Below are 21,652 nucleotides of genomic sequence, written 5' to 3' on the forward strand. Positions count from 1 at the left end.
GGGTACATCAAGTATGGGCAACAAAGCATGAATGGCTTGATGAGCAGCGTGGTGTCGGAGAGAAGGTTGGTTCAACCGATGGAGTATAGTGGATTTTCGCAATGAAGTTTCGAAACGGATGAATGGCATGTAGTTAAAGTTTGCAGAGATTCTTCTATGAGACGGCACCATTCTACAAAATCGCTTTCATATTACTTTATTTGTCTTAATTTTCATTTTTTTCATCTTTACCGCACCAATTATACATACTATTCATTATTTTGTACATACTATTGATGAAAAAACTTTGTATTATTTGTTTTTATGTTCAAAAATGAACATGTTTTATACGGGAAATAATCCAAAAGACCGCTTGCATTCAGTTGTAACCCGTTCTCTTTCATGTTAATTTAATTATAAAACCTATGCGAGGCCGCCTATGTTCAATGCTGAACAATTACCTATTCATCGACAACTGCATATGCTTCCTCTTCATTCGACAATCGGCGAAATTTCGACACGCCTGCGTCAGGACACCGCTGTCTGCATCCTGAAGGATAACGGCGCTTACTTGTTTACTACCGGGGATCTTTGGCTTTTCGAGTACGGGCACGATAAAACGGTTGACGAATTGCCCGGCAGCCTGAATCTATTATCTCCCGTACTCCCTTATTCGGAGGCATCCGCCGGGAACTATCAAAGCTTCATGGGGCTGCCTGCCGCGACCCAGCGGCCTGTCGTCTTTCGGGAAGCGGACGGAACGGTGGTCGGCTACAGCTATATGGCCGAGCTGCTGACCTTCGTTTATAAAGAACAGCAGCGGCTTGCCTCCTACTTCTTCACGCTGGCCGAAACGGTAACCGATGCGGTCACGGTCGTCGACCAAACCGGCACGGTAATCTGCTGGAATACCGTCGCCGAAGAGACGTACGGCATCGCGAAGAAAGATATATTGGGCAGACGCATCGGCGAGCATTTCCAGCCGGAAGCGCTTATGGTGCTCCGGATGCTGGATGAAGGCCGGATGATCCGCAATACGTATCACCGCCCGCGTCCCGGCAATCACGTGCTCGTTAACGCTTCTCCCGTTGTGGATTATAAGGGCCAAATTATCGGCGGGATTGCCACGGAGCAAGACATCACCCAACTAGTCCGCCTGAACGATGAGCTTTCTTCGACCCATATGGCGCGCTTCGACGAACAAGCGAGCCAAGAGGACCCCTTTTCCTTCATCAAGGGCAAAGGCGAGCTCATCGGCAATGCGATCCGGCTGGCGCGAAAAGTGGCCGGGGCTGAAAATCCTTTGCTGGTCATTGGGGAAGCCGGGGTGGGTAAGGAACAGCTCGCCCAAGTGATCCATCAAGCCAGCCCGCGGGCCGACAAGCCGTTCATGACGCTGCATTGCGGTTCCATTCCGGCCGGATTGCTGGAAACGGAGCTTTTCGGCTTTCAGGGAGGCGCATTCTCGGGCAACCCGACCGGCAGCGCCGGAAAATTGGAATTGGCCGATCTAGGTACGCTGTTCCTGAACGAGATCGACCGGCTGCCGCCCGACATTCAAGCAAAGCTGTCGCAATATATTCAGACGCAAACGGTTGTCCGGACAGGCGGGACTTCGCCGATTCCGGTGCACGTCCGCATTATCGCGGCGACTGATCAGGATTTGCAGAAGATGGTCGAAAAGCAGCTGTTCCGGTCCGATTTATATTACGCGCTGAACGTCATTTCCATCGCGCTGCCTGCGCTTCGCGAGCGAAAGGAAGACATCCCTTCGCTGGTTCAAACGTTCGTCAGGCAATTTGCGCTGCAATATCAAAAGCCGGTTCCGCAGCTTGATCCCGAAGTTATGCTGGCATTCTCCAATTACGATTGGCCGGGGAATATCAACGAGCTGATGAGCGTCATCGAACGATGCCTGATTCTCAGCGAAAACGAACGCATTACGATGACCAATCTCCCTCCGCATTTGCAAAAGGAGCAGCCGCAGCTGGACAAGCCCAACGCGGAGCAGCCCGACCAGCATTTGAGAATATTAAAAACGAGGAATACCGAGGAAGAGGAAAAATCGTTAATCGTAGACGCATTGGCGAAGACGCTCGGCAACAAGAGCGCCGCAGCCAAGCTGTTAGGCATTTCCCGGGGAACCCTGTACAACAAAATGAAGGAGCTTCATTTGGGATAACCCGGCCGGCAGAAAATAATAGCGGCAACTCCGAGGGCATGACGATGCCGCCTTACGGGGTTGCCGCTTTTGCGTCGGGCTTGACCTTCCTGCTTGCACAGGACAGAGCCGAAGCCCGAGCCATGTAGCGCCTTCTTCAATCGCGACTTCAAAATCGCCGGACATGCATGCCCATTGACAGGTACCGGACTCACAGCCGAGCGCCCCCGCTTCGTTCAGCTCCCCCTGCAGCAGCCTTGCCGTCCGGGCGTCGTTTGACCTCGCGAGCGTTGTTGCAGTATCATGATATATTGTAATTAAAAGAATAGGGTTAATCGGAATGAATGGAGGAATACAGATGAGCCGTATCGCGAAAAACTTAACGGATCTGATCGGAAATACCCCTTTGCTGGAATTGTCCAATTATCATAAAAAACAAGAACTAAAAGCGACCTTGCTGGCCAAGCTGGAATTTTTCAACCCGGCCGGGAGCGTCAAAGACCGGATCGGCTACGCCATGATCATCGACGCAGAGGAGCGGGGACTTATTCGTCCGCAGGAATCCGTCATCATCGAGTCGACAAGCGGTAATACCGGCATCGCCCTCGCTTCCGTAGCGGCCGCCCGGGGCTATAAGCTGATCCTGACCATGCCGGATACGATGAGCCGGGAACGGATCAATCTGCTGAAGGCGCTCGGCGCAAAGGTCGTGCTGACGCCGGGCGGCGAAGGGATGCCGGGCGCGATCCGCAAAGCGGACGAGCTGGCGGCGGAAACCCCGCATTCGTTCATCCCCCAGCAGTTTAATAACCCGGCCAATCCGGCGATCCACCGGAAGACGACGGCAGAGGAAATATGGGCGGACACGGACGGCAAAGTCGATATTTTTGTCGCAGGCGTCGGGACCGGCGGAACGGTGACGGGCGTCGGCGAAGTGCTGAAGCGCCACAATCCGGCCGTACGCATCGTTGCGGTGGAGCCGCACGATTCGCCCGTACTGTCCGGCGGCAAGCCCGGGCCTAACCAGATCCAGGGGCTGGGCGCGGGCTTCGTACCCGAAGTATTCGACCGGTCCGTCATCGACGAGATCGTCAAAGTGCGCACGGACGATGCTTACCGGACTTCCAGGCTGCTGGGGCAGCAGGAAGGACTGCTGGTCGGCATGTCGTCGGGCGCCGCAGCCTTTGCCGCTACGGAGCTGGCGATCCGGCCCGAGAATGAGGGAAAAACGATCGTCGTGCTGCTGCCGGATTCGGGCGAGCGGTACTTGTCGACCGACCTGTATCAGGATGAATAACTGCGCGGCGGCGCTGTACCCCGGAATAAAAAAGAGACCTGGCAGCCTTCATCTCAGGCTCCGGTCTCCGGCGATCCGGTAGATTTCCGATAAATTAAATATGAAGAATGTGTACTCCTATTGTCCCGGTCTATCAAAAGCTTTATTTCTCACAACTGCCGGTCATGAACGCGTTTTGCCCCTATTTAATGACAAGGACGGGAATCTGGGCATGCTGCACGACATGATGGCTCACGCTTCCAAGCACCCACTCGTTGAGGCCGGACAAACCTCGGCTTCCGATCACGATGAGATCCGCCCCGATCTCCCCTGCATAATCCAAAACAGAGTCCGCGGGTTGACCTTGCAGCAAGCTGGCTTTCGCGTTCGGAAGCCCGGCGATTTCCCGGTCCGCTTGGTCGATGAGTGATTGGGCTTGCTGTATGTACTCAGCCACGTAGCTTCGCGGAGGAGATACGACCGCTTCGCCGATGACGACAACGGGATGATGCAGAACATGTACGACCTCAAGCTTGGCGTTCGACTCTCCCGCCAGCTCTTTCGCTTTAGTCAAGGCTCTTTGGGACAACTCAGAACCGTCGTAAGCAACCAATATACTTGTAAACATGGTAACCATCCTTTCGGAAATCGATAGCAGGCAATATAACAAGTATAGCACACCTGACGGACAAATAAACGAAAGCTTGCCCGACGCGCGTTGACCGTCCGGCGTTCTTCCATTCGCCAACACAAACCAAAAACGCCAACCGTCATATCGGCTGGCGTTTTGCCATTGAAACGATTCAAAAAATAGCGGGACACGAATGCGTTAATCCATACGGGCGGTCAGGTCTGTAGCGATTAGTATTTTGCGCCCGTCGGTTAGTTCCCTGCCCCGCCTTCCCACATGGAATATGCTGCATGAGAAGCTGCCATCCCGCCTTCATAAGCGACGGACACATTCGCGAGGATCAGCTTTCTTTCAATTTGCGCACTTCCTCGATGCTCGGATAAAAATCCGGGCTCGCGCTCAACAGCCAGTTGCGGTGCTGCTTCGCCGTTTCGTCCTGCTCCGGCTCGCCGTACGGCCACCCTTCCCCGATGCCGACGGCATAATCCTTCATCAGCATGAGCAGGGCGGCGCTCCATTGACTCGTGCCGCTGATCGTCGGCACCAGCGGGTAGTATTCGTCGTGGGCCGCGCGTATGAGCGCATGCGACACTTCCTGCAGAAGCGGCGGAACCTCCGCTTCTTCCATCTTTTCGACGATCTCGGGCGGCAGTTGGACCTCGTCCGTCGAAGCGTACCGCTCGTACACTTCGGACGTCACGAGCCCCTTCTCTTTGGCCGCCCACAGCTTCACGCGGTCCAGCGCAGGCTTGTAAACGGCCGGAACGGAAATGGTCAGCTCCGGCTTCGGGTTGTCCAAGTCAATAACGAACGACTCGTTGAACTTGTACAGCCGCGCGTTGCCTCGGACGCCGAGCCAGCGGAGCGCCAGAAGCGCGTGCGTCCGCACCTTCGGCTCGATGGCGACGTTCCGGCAGACGCGGCGCAGGAGCTTTTCGCTTCGCGTGTCGGGCAGCATGCAAAGCAGGCGCACCGCAGCGAGCGCCGAATCCTTATCCTCAAGCCACCACTGCAGCTGCTCGTAAATCGTATCGACCGGCGCTTCCAGCAGCCAGTCCAACTGAATTGGACGCACCGCATACTCTTCAAGCGTCAGCATGCCGCCACTGTGCAACGATTCCGCACCGTATTTCGCGACCAGATCCACGTAAGCCTGTTCGGCGTCCTCCGCAATTTCCGTGAACGCCAGCTTGTCCTTTTCGGGGATGCCGTTGAACTGCACGACGCGGCGAAGCCATTCGGCCAAAGCGCGCGGATTTTGCTGCCACATCATGAAGACGAAGGTCAGCAGGTCGCGGTCGAAATCCAGTCCCGGCTGCAGGGCGAAGCGGGCGAGCGCCGTGCGGATCTCTTCCTCCCGGCGCATCAGACTCAGCGAAAGAATCAATCCGTTCCACGCGTTTCCGTTGAATTCGTTTTCTTTTGTAGCCCGATAAAAGCAAAAGGCGGCCGCTCCGTACGATTCCATCTGGAGATGATGGCGGCCATACCCGGTAAGTTCGTCGTTTCGACTCATGTTCTCCCCCCGTGAAATATGGATATCCCCAATATACTGGGAAACGGGCGCAGACTCAAGTTTTTTTGCAAACTCAGCCGATCTCAATCGTCGTAAAAGCGTGCGGCAGCTCCCGTGCGGCACAACATGCGTCGCCAGAATGACCCGGTTGCTCTTAAACCATTTAAGCTGCACTTGAAAAACGCCGCTGCTTTCTTTTCCGCCTTTGCCGCGTAAGGTTTACACAGCAAATTTGGCATTGACAACCAAAACAAGCACAGATATGATACATATGAATCGTATTCCAACTTTTTACATCGAAATTATGAATTATCTACCAATCCATTGGAGAGACATAATTGCGCCCTGCCCTCGAAGCTTACTCCGTTTCGGCGCCTGGCGCATTGATGTCTTTTTTATTTTGTTAACGGAGGACACGAATCATGTCGTCAACCCGTCTGCTTATTTTGGGCGTTCTGCTTAAACGTCAACCGATTCACGGATACGATGTGCGCAAGGAGTTAGAAATTTGGCATGCCGGCAAGTGGGCGAACATCGCTTACGGGTCCATCTATTTTGCGCTGAATAAAATGGCTTCCGAAGGGCTTGCGGAAACGGCCTCCTCCGAGAAAACCATCGAAAATAAAAAAGGACCTGCCCGAATCGCTTACCAAGTAACCGAGAAGGGAAGGCAGGAATTCGAGCGGCTGCTGGACAAGGCCATATGGGAATACAAGCCGGAGTGCGATTCGTTCCATATCGCGCTGATGTTCATGAACCGCATTTCGAAGGATCATCTGCTCGGTGCCTTCCGTCATCGAATTAACCTGCTCCGCGCCGATATCGAGAGCTTTAAAGCCACCGCCGAATTCAACCTTTTTCCCGCCAATTCTCCGCATTATTTAAGCGAAAATTTGCGGCTCTTCTCGGCGCGGCTGGAAGCCGAACTGCGGTGGATCGAAGGCATGGTCGGCAAAGTCGAGCAAGGCTTGCTGTTCTGAACCTGTCGAAATGATTGAAAAGGAACGGCTGCGATGCCGAATCGCTTTTTATTTTTCATCTGCGGCAGATACGGGACGCCGGATTTGTTAGATTTCTAAGCGGACTCCGCTTGCCTGCTGTTCAATCATTTTCTTCAGGATCGTGCCGATATGCGCGCCCGCTTCGACCGGAGGCGTGCCGCCGCGGTGAATGTTGGAGACGACGGTGCGATCGCTTTCCACCGTTCCCTGCCGGGGCCGGAAGCACATATAGGCGCTCATCGATTTCGACGACACGAGTCCGGGCCGCTCGCCGATCAAGAGAACGAGCACCTCCGGCTGCAGCAGCTCGCCGATCTGGTCCATGACGGCAACGCGCCCGCCGCGCACGAAAAACGGGGTGCCGGTTTTCAAGCCGTAAGCCTCGAGCGAATCCAGCAAGGACGGATAGACGTCGTGCAAATTGGCATCGACCGCGTTGGCGCTCAAGCCGTCCGAGACGACCACCTGCACCTGCGGCTTCATGACGCACTTTTTGCGGATAAGCTCTACGCCCTCGTCCGTCACGATACGGCCCATGTCCGGGCGCTTCAAATAATTTTCGATGTTCCCGTAGCGCGTCTCCACGGTAAACATGCCGAATTCGTCCAGCACCGCTTGATTGACCTCGCCGTAAATGGAATCGACGGCAGCGGCGTGATCGCAGCGGAATTTGAGCATTTCCCGGGTCAGCGGCCGCGTTCCCGCCCGCCATACGCCAATCCGCGCGGGCGTGTTGGCCAGCAGTTCGTTCATGCCCTCAGCCCACTTGGGGTTCGGGACATTATACGCCGCCGCATCGCCGAAGCCAAGGGCGCCCGGTTCCTCCGCGAGGGAACCGTTGTCCATCGCAGGAGATTGGCGAGCATGCTCCTTGCTTCCACTAACCGTGCTTGAGCCCATGTCTTCCTTCGTCTGCCTTGAATCGACGGCGTCCGATGTGCCTTTATAAGCCAGCGCATCTTTTTCGCCTGGCAGGCCGACCGTGCCCGCTCCAAGCTTCTTCTCCAGCTCCGCCATCACTTGGTCGACAAGTCGGTCTAATGAAATGGTCATCGCTTCTCTCCTCCTCTCGCAGCGCTGTACGAATGGTTACATAAACAGTGTCGGGTCCCCGGCCAGCGGGGTCAGGCGTCCGTTTTCCATAATGCCCATCTTGACCAGCCAGCGTTCGAATTCCGGCGCGGGGCGCCGCCCCATCATTTCCCGCAGCGTGGCGATATCATGAAAGCTCGTGGACTGGTAATTCAGCATGCAGTCGTCCGCCATAGCCACGCCGATGACGAAGTTGACGCCGGCGGCGGTCAGCAGCACGGACAAATTTTCCATATCGTTCTGATCCGCTTTCATATGGTTCGTGTAGCAGACGTCCACGCCCATCGGCAGCTGCTGCAGCTTGCCCATGAAATGGTCTTCCAGTCCGGCGCGGATGACCTGCTTCGAATCGTACAAATATTCCGGTCCGATGAAGCCGACAACCGTGTTGACCATAAAAGGGTTATATTTCTTGGCAAGTGCGTAGCACCGCGATTCGAGCGTCACCTGGTCGATGCCGTAATGCGCCTCGGCGGACAGTTCGGAGCCTTGCCCCGTCTCGAAGTACCACAGATTCGGACCGGTTCCCGTTCCGTCGCGCCGGATCAGGTCGTCTGCCTCGTCGAGCAGCGCCACGTCGATACCGAACGCTTTGTTGCCCGCTTCGGTGCCCGCCAGGCTTTGGAACATCATGTCGGCGGGAGCGCCCTGCCGGATCGCCCGGATCTGCGTTTTCACATGTGCGAGCACACAGTTTTGGGTCGGAATTTGCCACTTGGTCATCACTTCTTTGGTCGCGTTCAATAGCTCCTTCACACTGTCCGCCGAATCGATGACGGGATTGATGCCAAGAACGGCATCCCCGATTCCGTAGCTTAGCGCTTCGAACAAAGACGCTTTCATGCCTTGGATGTTATCCGTCGGGTGATTCGGCTGGGCCCGGCCGGCGAGAACGCCCTTCTGCCCGATCGTAATGTTGCAGTGGGTTGTCACTTCCATCTTGGACGCCGCCTGCATCAAATCGAGGTTGCTCATCAGCTTGGCGGCGGCCGCCACCATTTCGCTGGTAAGCCCCCGGCTGATGCGGCGTATTTCGGAGTTGCCCGTCTCGTGCCGCAGCAGCGTTTCGCGCAGCTCGGCTACGGTCCAGTTGCGGATTTCCATAAAGATTTTCTCGTTGACGCCTTCCTCGATGATCCGTGACACTTCATCGGTTTCCGGCGGCAGCAGCGGATGGTTGCGAATGTCCGCCAGCGTCAGCTCGGACAGCACCATCTTGGCCGCCATCCGTTCCTTGGCATCCTCGGCCGCAATACCGGCAAGCTGATCTCCGGATTTTTCTTCGTTAGCCTTGGCCATCACGTCTTTTAAATCGCGAAATTGAAATGTTTTGCCGAGTAAAGCGGTTTTCAGCTTCAACGTCGGTCCCCCTCTCTGCCGTGAAACGCCAGCGTCTTGACGACCACGGGAATCATAATGCCCGCAATCGGTTCCCCTAAATCGATGTAGTCGCCATGCTCGACCTTGATCTGATCGATGCACACGATCTTCGTCCGTTCCTTTAACCGTTTTTCGAGCGATTGGCCGAGCGCCTTGGCGATGTCGGTATCGCAAACAACGACCATCACCCGGCTGTCCGGAAAATAGTCCGTGAAGCTTGCGGTCAACTGGTCGGCCAATCGCTGGAGCGAAGCGTAGCCGCAATGCTCGAGCCCGGCCAAAGCCAGCGCGAACGGCGGCGAAGCGTCCCGCTCGAACAAGGCTGCGCCGCTCTGCATCGTCTGCCCGACGGCCGCGGCAAGCGAGGCCGGCTGTTCGAGCAGCGAAAGCGTCAGCTCCAGCTTGCTCACCGGGAGGTTGCGGATCGGCAGCAGCGAAGGGTCCAAATGGACGGTAGCTCCGCTGATTTCCGTGCTCTGCATGCCCGCTCCGATGACCGTCGCCCGGACGGTTTGATCGGGCGCCGCCAACCGGATCGGGTATCGCGCGGCGCATGCTTTAAGCGTATGCGCCAGCAGCGGTCCGATATCGCCGTGCTTGGCGGCTTCGGCCAAGCTCTGCGGCTTCGCTTCTTCCATCAGCCGCCCGATGCCGCCGGATACCGTCCATTCTTCAATCGGCGGCACCTGCGACAGCGGAGCGCCGAGCGTCAGCTTGCGAACCGCATCGCGCTCTTCGGGAGCCGTCATGCCCGCCAAATCGTCGAGCATGGCGAGGCTCATTGCCCGGCACAGGTCCTCAAGCAGCGCATAGCTGACGGTATGCCCCGGCTCCAGCCGGTATCCGGCAGCCGCCAGCCACGGGCGGATCGATGGCGAAACGCTCGTCACCGTTCCCCCGGCGTTCAGCTCGATCAGGCGTCCGCCGATATGATACGTCACCGTGCCGACCGCTTTTCCCCGGTAAAACACGGCCGCATTGGCCGTCCCTCCGCCGATATCAATATTGGCGACGGCGCCGCGCACCTCCAGCGAGCGTCGGTCCGCTCCGGCGCCTTTGCCGGCAAGCAGCCCTTCGAGATCGGCCCCGGCCGTCGCGACGACAAAATCCCCGGACCGCTCGGCCAACAGGTGCACGATCCGGCGCGCGTTCGATTTCGTCGCCGTCTCGCCGGTGATGATCACCGCGCCCGATTTCAACTCTTCCGGCCGGACACCTGCCCGCTCGTATTCCTCGGTCAAAATGGCCCAGATCCGATCCGCGTCTACCTCGTCTTCGCCGAGCAGCGGCGTGCTGTGGATCGGGCTCGCGTAGATCAATTCCCGCTGTGCGATGTCAAAGCGGGGAAGACTGAGCGCGCCTGACGTCCGCACCAGCTTCAGACGGCTGACGATCATTTTGGTCGTGCTCGTGCCGATATCGATGCCTACGCTGGTAATCCATTGTGGCTCCATGCGTCCGCTCACCGCTCTTTCAAGGACCAAGCCAGCGCTTCGGCCCGTCCTTCAATATTCCATCCGCCAGCTTGATCAGCGGCATGCTTTCCGCCATCGAGACGGCGCGCATTTTCCGGTACGCTTCTTCTTCATCCAGGTCGAAGGTTTTCATGACGATCCCTTTCGCCTTCTCGATCCGTTTCCGCTCCTCAATCGACTGCTTGAGCTGCTCCAGGTCTTTTTTGAGCGAGTCGATTCTTTCTTTCTGGCTGAGCGCAATCTCGACCGCCGGGATCAAATCCTCCTCCGACACCGGTTTGACCAAATAGGCGGCAACCCCCGCACTGCGGGCATCCTGCACAAGCTCCTTCTGGCTGTACGCCGTCAGCAGCAGGACGGACGTTTCCGTGTCATGCAGACTGCGAATGATGCGGGACGCTTTGATGCCGTTCATCACCGGCATTTTCACATCCATGATAACTAGGTCGGGCTTGAGCGCGGCGACGAGCTCGATCGCTTCCTCGCCGTTCTTCGCTTCCCCTGCCACCGCATAACCTTCTTCCTCCAGCATTTCGCGGATATCCATTCGAATGATCGGGTCGTCATCCACGACGACGATCGAGTTCTTCATCCTGACACCTCCTTAATAAGTCCGGCGAATAAGACGCCGCTTGTGGGGCGGGCGCTTAGACCGGTTTCGGCTCCGCCGGGAAAAGCGGAAACGTAATCGTGACCTGTGTGCCTTCCCCGGTGGAAGCCATCTGCAGGAGGCCTCCGAGATTTTCGCGCACGAGCGTTTCCGTAATTTTCAAGCCGAGATGGCCTTTCCGGTCGGCGCTATCGCCTGCAGCGGGCAGCCCGATGCCGTTATCCGCTACCTCCATGCGGACGATCTGCCCACTGCCATACAGCGAGATCCGAATGTCTCCCTGTTCGCGGTCGACGAACGCATGTGTCACGCAATTTTGCACAAGCTCGTTGGAGACGAGCGCCAGCGTGGTGGCGATGTCGGACGGCAGCGTCAGGGTGTCCCCCGAAATGGCGATGCGGATCACTTGATCCGGCTTGGCCGTGGAGGAGACGACGTTTTTGGCGATGCGATCCAGCACATCGTTGAATTGGATCGTTTCCAGCCCGTCATAGGCCAGCATCTCGTGGATAACGGCGATGCTGTTGATGCGGTTGATGCTGTCGCGATATATTTTCTCGACCTCGTCCAGCTTCGTGCGGCGCATTTGCAGCCGGAGCAGGCTGGAAACGGTCTGCAGATTGTTTTTGACCCGATGGTGAATCTCCTTGATGACAACCGATTTAATAACAAGCTGCTTCTCTTTTTCCTTCAAGTCCGAGATGTCCCGGATCAGCATCAGCCCGAGGGCGCCCTGCTGCTGCCGGTTGATCGAGACGGTTTTCAGCTCCAGCGCGACATGCCCGATCACAAGCTCTTGACGGACGATTCCGGCTGGCGCAAGCAGCGAAGCGTGATCGAGCCTGCCGTAAAACAGCTCGACCAGACTTGAGCCTTCCGGAGCGCCGCTGTGCCCGATCTCCTGCAGCATTTTCCGGGCGCGCGGGTTCGCATAGGTCACATGCGCCTGTCCGTCGAACAGCACAATGCCCTCGTGCATGAGCGACTGGACGCTGCTTTCTGATAAAGCGACCGCAAGCAGCGTTTCGCTGAGCTGCTCCGTCGTTTCACGAAGCCGCTCCACATTTTTTTCCTGCTCGACGATCTCCGAAATGTCCTGCTCCATGATCAGCACACCGATCACGCGGCCGGTTTTGGCGCGGATCGGAACGACATTTTGCCGCATCGCGATCTGCTCCTGGGATATCCCCCGGGAACCGATGACCGGCTGGCCGGAAAGCAGGCAAAACATGACGGCCGGCTCGTTGTGCGCATAAGCGTGCAGACCGACCACCGACGAATGGTAAAGCGACGGGGCCGTTGTCGGCTTGGCCTCGGCTACGACAAGCGCCGTACCCTGATCCGCAAGCGGACAGTCGATGAACACGTCCGACTGGAACACGTCGGCGAACAATTGCAAATGTTGCGACAAATCTATAATAACTTTCACTTCTTCTACAGATAACAGGGTGCGCTCCGCGCACAGTTCGGCAATCGATGGCATAAGCAATCCCTCACGACGTATTGATTTATACATGCACCGATTTTATTGTCACACAAACCGCGCTGCGAAGAAAGCCCTTACACATGGTAAATTTCTTCCGGTATGTTGCGCTTCCCGGCAGGTTTTCCTTTTGTACCCGTTGCTACACGCTCGAAGCTATCGGTTCACGATGCCCAGCAGCAGCTCCTTCAGCTCTGCGATGCCATCGCCGCCGGCCGCCGACGTCAAGAGGATCTCCCCTTTAGGCAGCGATGACCGGAGCAGCGAGACTGCCCGGTCCGGATCGGCCTTCGGGTGATCGATTTTCGTGACGGCCCCGATGGCGCGAATCGGAAAGCCCTCGGCAAAGCCGGGCGGAAAATAGTTCCGGTTGCGGGTCGCATCCTGTATGAGCAAAATCGCCGCCGCTTGATACGATGTCGCCATCAGCGAACGATAGTAGAGCGGATTCTCGCTGTACTCGCCGGGCGTATCGATCAGCCAGTCGCGGAACACGAGGCTTTGCGTTTTGACCGCCGGCTCCTGCTCGCCCATCAGCGCTTTGACCAACGTCGATTTGCCGGCGCCGACGGCGCCGATGATCATGACTTTACGCATGGCTTACGACCTCGTCAAAGGAGCGATGGAAAATTTCAGCTTCTCGTGCAAAAAGTTGTTGACCGATTCGATCGCCATTTCGACCGCGGATACGTCTCCCACGATAACCAGAGAGCCGGTGAAGCGGTCCAAATAGCCGATATCGATATTCGCGGCTTTCGTGGCAATATCCGCTGCGATGATCGCCGTTTCCGTCGGCGTCAACGTCAGAATGCCGATCGCGCTCGCCTTCTCGATCCCGAGCTTCGTATACAGCACGGGATCGGGGTTAGCGATGACATGTGCCAGGGTGAGCTGCTTACCCGGCACGTATTCCTGAATGACCCGCTGTTTGTCCTGTTCCATACGTCCCCTCCTAACCTCCGCTGTCGTCGCCGACCTCGAAGCTGTCCACAATACCGACGATCATGGCGTCGATGGGCACCATTTTGCCGCTGAACAGCACGCGGGCCGGACTTCCCCGGGATATAATCACCTTCTCGCCGACGCCCGCTCCGATGCGGTCTGCGGCGATGACTGGCTGCCCCGCTTCGCGGTCCTTGAAATCGATCGGCTGGACGACCATCAGCTTCAGGTTGTCCATGCCTTCTTCCTTCTGTGTGGCCCACACGCTGCCGATCACTTTCCCCATAAACATAGGAACTCACCCTTTATCCGCATACTGGACCGTGACATCTTTTTCCTTCAGCAAATCCGCTGCCAGCGGCGAAACGATCGTTCCCTTGCTAAGGATCAGCTTCCGCACGTCCGGCGCAGTATCCGTCTGCCGCTTCACCCATTCGGCGGTCAGCAGCTTGCCTTCGAACACGGCGCTGCCTGCCGCTGCCGCACGGCCGTTCGCGGCTCCAGCGTGAGCGCTGGCCGCTTCCGGCAACGATGAGCCCTTAGCCGACGCATCGTTGCCCGTCTGGCGCTGCGCCGCGCCGCATTTGCGCACGACCGCTTCCGCCAGCAGCTTCTGCGGAGCGAACTCCGCGCCGAGGGCCGCAAGCTCGCGCTTGTACCGCTCGAACAGCTTGACGTAAGGCTTCGGCAGCGTCAGCGTTTTCAGCGTACGCCGGTCCGCCCGTTTCAATCCGGGTATATCGTCCCCGATCAGCACGAACTTATTCAAGACGAGCGCGGAAAACAAAATCTCCGCCTTCACCGTCCCTTTCAGCCCCTGCGCAGCCCGTGCGGCGTTATCCACATCGATCTCGGGAATGACGATTCCATCGTATTCAAGCGGCAGCTCCAGCGGCGCGGGCGCATACTCGTCGGCGGCAATAATTTTGCCAGGACCGCTGCTTTCGATTTTGTGCAGGCCGAGCCATGCAGATGTTTCTCCGTCTAGAAACAGCAGATCGTAGCAGATTCCGCTGTTTTTGAGCAATATAAAATGGTCCGTGAACGCCTCGTGCGCGGTGCTGTCGCAAAACAGATACAGCACTTTGGGCTTTTTCATCTGCTCCGCCTGCATCGCCTGCACCAGCTCACGGACGATCGATTCGATCATCGGTTTGATCTCCATCCTTCGCTACCCCCTTTCCGCACGCGTGAACACGCCGTTTTTGCCGATCATTTGCACCGTATCTCCGGTGTTCAGTTGAGCGGCGTTCGCTTCGTCCGTATCGAGATGAACGTCAAGCGCGTAACGCGGATTCACCCGGACCACAACGTCCGTAAACGCCAGCGGCCGGTCGCCGCGGGTTTGCAGAATAATGCGGTCCCCCTCGGACACCTGAAACCTCTGAGCGTCGTCAGGCGACATATGGACATGGTTTTTGGCGACGATCAAGCCCTGCGCCAGCACGACCGCGCCCTTCGGGCCGGCCACTGTGATACCGGGTGTGCCTTCCAGATCGCCCGACAGCCGGACCGGGGGCTTCACGCCGAGCGCAAAGCCGTCCGTCTGGGATATCTCCACCTGGGACGCCCCGCGCGAAGGCCCGAGAATGCGCACGTTCTGCAAAACGCCCTTCGGACCGATCAGCGTAACCGTTTCCTGTGCGGCAAATTGTCCGGGCTGCGACAGCTCCTTCAGCGGGGTAAGCTGGTACCCTTCGCCGAACAGCGCCTCGACATGCTCCGGCGACAAATGCACGTGCCGGCCCGAGACGCCGACGGGAAGGAGCAGCGCTTCGGGCGCCGGCTCCGCAGGCAAGGCCGCCGGAGCTTCGGCCTTCAGACGCTGGATGGCGATGCCCCGGCTTTTCAGAAAATCATTGGCCGCCGGCGTCAGCAGGTCCCCGGCCGCAATCGGATACGGATTTGGGAGCCCCTGCGCCAGCCGGCTGCGCAGACTCGTTTCCGTAATCAGCGCCATAGGGATTAGCCTTCAAGCTTCGGCAGAATGAATTCAATATCCGTGTGAGGACGCGGAATAACGTGTACGGAGACCAGCTCGCCGATTTTTTCCGCGGCTGCCGCCCCGGCATCCGTTGCCGCTTTCACTGCGCCTACATCGCCGCGTACCATCACCGTCACCAAACCGCCGCCGACATGCACTTTTCCGATCAGCTTGACATTGGCCGCTTTCACCATGGCATCCGCCGCTTCAATCGATCCTACGAGTCCTTTCGTTTCTACCATTCCGAGTGCCGCCATTTCTCCTGCCATTGTCTATTCCTCCCTGGAATAAAATTTTAGTCGATGATTCAAAATTGAACTTATCGGATTGAACTTACCGGATTAAATTTACTTGGCTTCCAGTTGCAATTCAGACAGCACGCTGCGGACGATCTGCAGAACATCCTCCCGCGAAATCCCCGGATTGCCGGAGGCTTCCGGCTGAAGCTTTTCCATCGTCCGCTCTACCGCCTGCGCCGCCGCAGGGGCAATATCCATCTCGCGGATGCCGAAGGCGACACGCTTGATGTTGAGCAGATGCTGCGGACCGATGTTGTCCGACGTAATATTGTTGCCGAACGAGCCGCAGCCCAGCGTAAACGACGGCGTAATGCCGGTCGTAGCGCCGATGCCGCCGAACGTCGTGCCCGAGTTGACGACGATGCGCGAGGCCGGCTTCTCCAGCCCGAACGCTTCGATAACGGATTCGTTCTCGCAGTGAATGCCGAGCGTATGCCCGAGTCCGCCGAGCTCTAGCAGCTCCATACAGCGGCTGCAGCCCTCCAGCCAATCCTTTACGGTGTAGAGCGCCAGCACCGGGCTTAATTTCTCCACGGAGAACGGGTACTCATGTCCGACGTTCGTTTCTTCCGCAATCAATACCCGCGCCTCCGGCGGAACGGTAAAGCCCGCCATCTCTGCGATCACCTGCGGCGACCGGCCGACGACCTTCGGGTTCAACCCTTTGCCGATCGTCAAAATCGAGCCGACCTTGCGCTTCTGCTCCTCGTCCAGAAAATAAGCGCCCTGCCGCTTCAGCTCTTCGACGAGCTGCGGCTTGATCGACGCGTCGGCGACAATCGCTTGCTCCGAAGCGCAAATCGTGCCGTAATCGAACGTCTTGCTTTGCAAAATCAAGCTGACCGCGCGGGACAGGTTCGCGCTGTGGTGCACGTACACCGGGACGTTGCCCGGCCCGACGCCATACGCGGGCTTGCCCGAGCTGTAAGCGGCCTTGACCATCGCCGTGCCGCCGGTCGCCAGGATCACATCCGTCCGCTTGTGCCGCATGAGCTCGTTGCTCGCCTCGACCGAGGGCTTCGACAAACAGTGGATCAAACCGGCGGGAGCCCCCGCCTTTTCTGCCGCCAGACGCATCACCTTGGCCGCTTCCTGCGAGCAGCGCAGCGCCGACGGATGCGGGCTGATGACGATCGCATTGCGCGCCTTCAGCGCGATCATGCACTTGAACATAACGGTCGACGTCGGATTGGTCGACGGGATGATCGCGGCGACAACGCCGACCGGCTGCGCCACCTCCCACACCTTGCGCTCGTCATCCTTGCGCACGATCCCGACTGTCTTCATGTCTTTCATCGACTCGTAAACGTTTCGGGCGACGAAAAGATTTTTAGCTGTCTTATCGGCAACTTTGCCGTACCCGGTCTCTTCCACAGCCATTTCGGCCAGCCGTACGGCTTCCGCCTTGGCCGCCCGGGCCAGCGCAGCGACGATGTCGTCAATCTGCGACTGGGTCATTTTTTCCAGCAGCTTCTGGGCCTGACTCGCTTCCTGCAGAAGGCTGCGCACATCCTGTATCGCCTGCAAATCGGCGTCCAGCTTCATATCGGGTTCTCACTCCCTTCAGTCCTTCTTCTCCGTAAGCAGCCGGATCAGCTCGGCCTTCGCCGCCGTGCCGATGCCGGAAGCGTTCAACGGGAATCCGGGGGTATTGCGGGCAAGCTCCCGCAGCTGCTGGAGCGAAAGCTTGGCCAACGCCTCTGCGGATACTGCATCCCCGTCTCCCGTCCCGGAAAGGCCCGCCGCTTCGTCCGCTGCCGCCTCGTCGGCAGACGGCTCCGCAGACGGCTTCGGCTCCGCCGGGGCGTTCTTTCGCCATATGCTTTCCAGCATCGCTGAAACGGAAAGATCCGGCCGCGGAATCACGTGCGTCCCGACCAGCTTGCCTACCCTGCGGGCTTCTTCTCCGCCTGCCTCTACGGCCGCCCGGACGGAAGCGACATCTCCTACGATATATACGGTAATGAGTCCTGCATCCGCTTTTTCAAACGTCATAACTCGGACGTCCGCCGTCTTCGCCGCAGCATCGGCCGCAGCGATCAAGGCGGGTACGCCGATCGTCTCAATCAGTCCCAGCGCTGTTCTCGACTGTGTCATCTCCATCACCCGCTTTCGTTAACCAGATTATTTCGGCTCTCGCGCGACGCTGAGAACCGCATCGGCAAAAGCGCTCGCCGCCGCGGTACAAGCGGACTGGCTGCCCGTCAGCAAACCGCCGCCGAAGTTCGTCTCCGTCGGCGGGCCGTAAAATTGGCACAGTCTGACGTCCGCCGCCTTCAATGCAGCATCCAAGCCGTACACCGCTTCGAGCGGCGGCGCGATTAAATATGCGAGCGGCTCGCCTTCGGCGATGCCCGCCACCTGGGACAAGTAGGAACCCGTTCTCGAAATGACGTGAGCGTAGTACGCATGCGTACCCTCGCTGTTCAGGGAATAAAAGCACGCGCCGTTTTCCATCAAAGCGATCGCCGCGTCCAACCCGCTTTTTACCTCGTCCGGCGTCCGGCCGCCCAGCATCCCGATAAATTCCCCCGACAGCGGGCCCGAGGCATGCGCCGACCCCGCGTAAAAGGAACGGGCATATACCACTTCCACCGCCGCTTTCTTGGTCGCCTCGTCCAGCGCCGTATAGCCGACGTCGTCGATACTCGACGTTAGTATCCCCAAACTTCGGATGTCCGGCTTCAGCTCCAGCTTCCGGGCCAGCTCCGGGTCCACATTCGGAATGATGCGGACGGCCAGCGGCACGGCTCGAATCGGCTGCTTCACTAGGTTCACCTCCGCTGTCATACATCAAAAGACGACAAAAAGGCGCCCCGGACCAAAGAACGTGCGAAAGCGTTCTCCAATCCAAAGGCACCGTTGCCTTCATGCTATTTTTTTATGGTTTTCATAATCGAATTGTAAATCAAATCACACGATTTCGCAAGCGCTGTCATTGAAGTAGGTCATCACAATTTTTACCTTGATCGCTCGAACCGGCTTGTACGGCCCTCTTTCTTCTCACGTTCAGCCGCCTCGTCTTCAAGCTCGGACATCCACAACAGGCCCATAGATAGCGCAAACGTTATGCCCACCAGCGCGATTCCAAACATCAGCTCGCCTATGATTTGAAGATACAGCAACACGGCGGCGGAGGCCAGCATGCAGCCAAAGATGACCCATCCGATCCGCCGTGCCGTGATTCGCTTCATTTTCATTCCTCCCCGTTCCGAATACTCCACACTACAGCTTATTCGGGAAAAAGGGGCTTTAGAATCTTTAAGCGTCCGGAGGAGACCGCCGACGCCGTTCCTTTGGACGTTTCGTTCACGCCCATTTCCATCGAGGCGACCGCCCGCTTCGTGTTGGCTTCGGGGCCAGCGCAAAAAACCACCGGTTTCCCGGTGGCAGCGATTTATTGTTGTTCTATGGTCAAGTGTAAGACCAAAGCTTCCGGATCGGCTTAAGCGAAGCTCTCGTTGCTTCGTTTGGACGGATCGTCCGATTCCCGCATCCGCCGCGAGGTGAGTCCGTTCGAGCGGAATTCGCGGACGCGCCGGTCATTTTCAATGGAGATGAACAAGCAGACGCTTCCCAAGATAACCAACACGGCCGTAATGATCGGAAGTAACAGATCCATCCTTTTTCTCTCCCTTGTCTTCCCGTTGTAAAAATGATAATCATTATCATCATTGTAGCGCATTTTTTCAAAAATACAATTGTTTTTTACGATCGTCGGAAAGAAGGCACGAATTCGCTAGAAAGGCAACAAAAAACCCCCTGCTTTCGCAGGGGGCGACGGTCCGGCCGCAGCCCGGATCACACCATTGCATCCATTGCAGCCGCTTAGGAGCGCAGGAGCCGTAGTCCGTTCAAAATGACCAGAATCGTGCTTCCTTCATGGCCTACGACCCCGAGCGGCAGTGGAATTCCTTTGAAAAAATTGGCGGCAATCAGGAAGGCGATCACCGTAACGGCAAAAGCGATGTTCTGCTTGATGATTCGCGTCGTGCGTCTTCCCAAAACAATCGCTTCCTTGATTTTGTCCAAATCGTCGTTCATCAGCACCAAATCGGCCGTTTCCAGCGCCGCATCGCTGCCTGCCGCCCCCATCGCTATGCCGACGGATGCCGCGGCCAAGGCCGGAGCGTCGTTGATCCCGTCTCCAACCATGGCGACGTGCGTATACTTCTCTTTCAAGGTTTTGACGATGTTCAATTTGTCTTCCGGGAGCAGCCCGGCATACACCTGATCGATTCCAGCCTCTCTGGCAATCGCCTCTGCCGTCAGCCGTTGGTCCCCCGTCAGCATGACGACTTGCACGCCCAGTTCCTTCAGCTTGGCGACGGTCTCTCTGGCTTGCGGCCTGATGGCGTCCTGAAGAGCGATAATCCCAGCAATGCCGGCGGCGTTTTGAATCAAGACGACGGTTTTTCCTTCCTGCTCAAGCTTGCAGACATCGGAGAGAACCTGCCCGTCAATCCCGGCTTCTTCAAAGAAGCCCGGCTTTCCGATTTTCCAGAATTCCCCGGCCAACCCGGCTTGAACGCCCCACCCGGCCAGCGCCTGAAAATCGGAAGGCCGCTCCAGTTCCAGCGACAATTGTTCGGCCTTGTCTACAATGGCTTTGGCAATCGGATGCGTGGATAAGCTTTCAACGGAAGCTGCTATCCGCAGCAGTTCCTCTTCGCTCCACGCCTGGTAAGTCAGGAAATCCGTCACCGACGGTTTGCCGTACGTTAAGGTGCCGGTTTTGTCGAACGCAATGGCGCGAATGTGCGATGCACGCTCCAAATGGGCGCCGCCTTTAAACAGCAGCCCTTTTCTTGCGCTGTTGGATATCGCGGAGAGCATCGCCGGCATGATGGAAGCGACCAGCGCGCACGGCGAGGCTACGACCAAAAACACCATCGCCCGGTAAAGCGTATCGTTCCAGCTCCAGCCGAACAGCCACGGCGGGAGCGCAATGAGAAGCAGCGTCGCCAAAATGATAACTCTGGCATACATGCGTTCGAAGCGTTCGATAAACCGCTGGGATTTCGGCATTTCGCTTTGCGCTTCTTGAACCAGACGGATGATCTTCGAGAAAAGCGTCGACTCGCTGGATTTTGTCACTTGCACAAACAACGCGCCCTGACCGTTCAGGGTGCCGGCGAACACTTCGTCTCCCGCCGTTTTATCCACCGGAATGCTCTCGCCGGTAATCGAAGCCTGGTTGACGGCCGAGCTTCCTTCTTGGACGATCCCGTCGGCGGGAAGGCGCTCGCCCGGTTTGACCAGCACCAGATCGCCAATCCGCAGCTGTTCGACGGGAACCCGCTTTTCCGCCCCTTCTTCCCACACGATGGCCGTTTCCGGCTTCAAATCCATTAAGGACGAAATATCTCTGGAGCTCTTCTCCATCGTGAATGTCTCCAAGGCGCCGCTGAGCGAGAAGATAAAGATCAATACCGCTCCTTCCATCCAGTAACCGATGCTGGCTGCGCCGATGGCCGCGACGATCATGAGTAGGTTGACATCCAGATCCTTTTCGCGGACAAGCGTGAGCCATCCTTCCTTGGCCTTGACGAATCCTCCAATAAGAAACGCGAAGCAATAAAGCCATATCGAGAAGGACGGGGACGAGTGCCCCGCGACCCAGGCGGCCGCAATCAATACGCCGCTTGCCAAAGCGGCGATCGCCTCGCCGTAACGCGACAGCACGGAAACGATATGGCCTTTCTTCCTCTTTACTTCCGGCTTGTCGATAGGTTGGGCTGTATCTACCGAGTGGATCATGTTCAGCAACTCCTTTTTCATTGAGAATGACTATCGTTTTTATTCCCCTAAAAATGACTCATG

The 21,652-nt window shown here is 57.4% G+C and carries 22 protein-coding genes; 3 read left to right on the forward strand and 19 right to left on the reverse strand.

Annotated features, from left to right (window positions below; translation table 11 throughout):
* Positions 1-418: 418 nt before the first annotated feature.
* Both BLO51_RS04055 and cysK read left to right on the forward strand, forming a co-directional pair.
* Positions 419-2,161 (forward strand): sigma-54 interaction domain-containing protein, encoded by a 1,743-nt coding sequence (locus BLO51_RS04055; protein WP_090667151.1) that lies wholly within the window; start codon positions 419-421, stop codon positions 2,159-2,161.
* A gap of 337 nt (positions 2,162-2,498) precedes the next feature.
* A complete protein-coding gene (gene cysK, locus BLO51_RS04060) occupies positions 2,499-3,437 on the forward strand; it encodes a cysteine synthase A (RefSeq protein ID WP_090667154.1) in 939 nt (312 codons plus the stop codon).
* 181 nt (positions 3,438-3,618) lie between these two features.
* On the opposite strand, the gene BLO51_RS04065 is transcribed toward cysK, so the two are convergent.
* Both BLO51_RS04065 and BLO51_RS04070 read right to left on the reverse strand, forming a co-directional pair.
* Entirely contained in the window at positions 3,619-4,044 is a 426-nt protein-coding gene (locus BLO51_RS04065) for a universal stress protein (protein ID WP_090667157.1), read from the reverse strand.
* Positions 4,045-4,387: 343 nt separating this feature from the next.
* On the reverse strand, positions 4,388-5,563 hold the full coding sequence (locus tag BLO51_RS04070; RefSeq protein WP_090667160.1) for a hypothetical protein: 1,176 nt from the start codon (positions 5,561-5,563) through the stop codon (positions 4,388-4,390).
* Positions 5,564-5,985: 422 nt separating this feature from the next.
* Between BLO51_RS04070 and BLO51_RS04075 the strand changes: the two genes are divergently transcribed.
* Positions 5,986-6,543, forward strand: a complete 558-nt coding sequence (locus BLO51_RS04075) for a PadR family transcriptional regulator (protein WP_090667163.1) — start codon at positions 5,986-5,988, stop codon at positions 6,541-6,543.
* Positions 6,544-6,630: 87 nt separating this feature from the next.
* On the opposite strand, the gene eutC is transcribed toward BLO51_RS04075, so the two are convergent.
* The 17 genes from eutC to BLO51_RS04155 all read right to left on the reverse strand — a co-directional run bounded on the left by eutC (position 6,631) and on the right by BLO51_RS04155 (position 21,589).
* A complete protein-coding gene (eutC, locus tag BLO51_RS04080; RefSeq protein ID WP_090667166.1) occupies positions 6,631-7,617 on the reverse strand; it encodes an ethanolamine ammonia-lyase subunit EutC in 987 nt (328 codons plus the stop codon).
* A 36-nt stretch (positions 7,618-7,653) separates the two neighbouring features.
* A complete protein-coding gene (locus BLO51_RS04085; RefSeq protein ID WP_090667169.1) occupies positions 7,654-9,015 on the reverse strand; it encodes an ethanolamine ammonia-lyase subunit EutB in 1,362 nt (453 codons plus the stop codon).
* On the reverse strand, positions 9,012-10,490 hold the full coding sequence (locus BLO51_RS04090; protein ID WP_090667172.1) for an ethanolamine ammonia-lyase reactivating factor EutA: 1,479 nt from the start codon (positions 10,488-10,490) through the stop codon (positions 9,012-9,014). Before BLO51_RS04090 ends, BLO51_RS04085 begins: the two co-directional genes overlap by 4 nt.
* 19 nt (positions 10,491-10,509) lie before the next feature.
* On the reverse strand, positions 10,510-11,103 hold the full coding sequence (locus BLO51_RS04095; protein ID WP_090667176.1) for an ANTAR domain-containing response regulator: 594 nt from the start codon (positions 11,101-11,103) through the stop codon (positions 10,510-10,512).
* A 55-nt stretch (positions 11,104-11,158) separates the two neighbouring features.
* On the reverse strand, positions 11,159-12,604 hold the full coding sequence (locus BLO51_RS04100; RefSeq protein ID WP_090667178.1) for a sensor histidine kinase: 1,446 nt from the start codon (positions 12,602-12,604) through the stop codon (positions 11,159-11,161).
* A 156-nt stretch (positions 12,605-12,760) separates the two neighbouring features.
* Complete coding sequence (locus tag BLO51_RS04105) at positions 12,761-13,201, reverse strand: EutP/PduV family microcompartment system protein (RefSeq protein ID WP_090667182.1); 441 nt, start codon at positions 13,199-13,201, stop codon at positions 12,761-12,763.
* A gap of 3 nt (positions 13,202-13,204) precedes the next feature.
* Positions 13,205-13,546 (reverse strand): ethanolamine utilization microcompartment protein EutS, encoded by a 342-nt coding sequence (gene eutS, locus BLO51_RS04110; RefSeq protein ID WP_090667185.1) that lies wholly within the window; start codon positions 13,544-13,546, stop codon positions 13,205-13,207.
* Between the two features lie 10 nt (positions 13,547-13,556).
* Positions 13,557-13,838 (reverse strand): EutN/CcmL family microcompartment protein, encoded by a 282-nt coding sequence (locus BLO51_RS04115; protein WP_090667189.1) that lies wholly within the window; start codon positions 13,836-13,838, stop codon positions 13,557-13,559.
* A gap of 6 nt (positions 13,839-13,844) precedes the next feature.
* A complete protein-coding gene (locus BLO51_RS04120) occupies positions 13,845-14,711 on the reverse strand; it encodes a hypothetical protein (protein WP_090667192.1) in 867 nt (288 codons plus the stop codon).
* A 6-nt stretch (positions 14,712-14,717) separates the two neighbouring features.
* Complete coding sequence (gene pduL, locus BLO51_RS04125) at positions 14,718-15,506, reverse strand: phosphate propanoyltransferase (RefSeq protein WP_090667195.1); 789 nt, start codon at positions 15,504-15,506, stop codon at positions 14,718-14,720.
* A 5-nt stretch (positions 15,507-15,511) separates the two neighbouring features.
* A complete protein-coding gene (eutM, locus tag BLO51_RS04130) occupies positions 15,512-15,799 on the reverse strand; it encodes an ethanolamine utilization microcompartment protein EutM (RefSeq protein WP_028552846.1) in 288 nt (95 codons plus the stop codon).
* 78 nt (positions 15,800-15,877) lie between these two features.
* Entirely contained in the window at positions 15,878-17,374 is a 1,497-nt protein-coding gene (locus tag BLO51_RS04135; protein ID WP_090667198.1) for an acetaldehyde dehydrogenase (acetylating), read from the reverse strand.
* Positions 17,375-17,392: 18 nt separating this feature from the next.
* Complete coding sequence (locus BLO51_RS04140) at positions 17,393-17,926, reverse strand: BMC domain-containing protein (RefSeq protein WP_090667560.1); 534 nt, start codon at positions 17,924-17,926, stop codon at positions 17,393-17,395.
* A 27-nt stretch (positions 17,927-17,953) separates the two neighbouring features.
* Positions 17,954-18,598, reverse strand: coding sequence for an ethanolamine utilization microcompartment protein EutL (gene eutL, locus BLO51_RS04145; RefSeq protein ID WP_090667201.1), 645 nt, complete (start codon positions 18,596-18,598; stop codon positions 17,954-17,956).
* A 191-nt stretch (positions 18,599-18,789) separates the two neighbouring features.
* Positions 18,790-19,023 (reverse strand): hypothetical protein, encoded by a 234-nt coding sequence (locus tag BLO51_RS04150; RefSeq protein ID WP_090667204.1) that lies wholly within the window; start codon positions 19,021-19,023, stop codon positions 18,790-18,792.
* Positions 19,024-19,274: 251 nt separating this feature from the next.
* The gene (locus tag BLO51_RS29050) at positions 19,275-19,451 is read right to left on the reverse strand and encodes a hypothetical protein (protein ID WP_167670101.1); all 177 of its coding nucleotides are present in this window, start codon (positions 19,449-19,451) and stop codon (positions 19,275-19,277) included.
* 206 nt (positions 19,452-19,657) lie between these two features.
* Positions 19,658-21,589: a heavy metal translocating P-type ATPase gene (locus BLO51_RS04155; protein ID WP_090667563.1), complete on the reverse strand. Its 1,932-nt coding sequence runs from the start codon at positions 21,587-21,589 to the stop codon at positions 19,658-19,660.
* Positions 21,590-21,652 lie beyond the last annotated feature (63 nt).

Source organism: Paenibacillus tianmuensis, assembly GCF_900100345.1.
GTDB lineage: Bacteria > Bacillota > Bacilli > Paenibacillales > NBRC-103111 > Paenibacillus_G > Paenibacillus_G tianmuensis.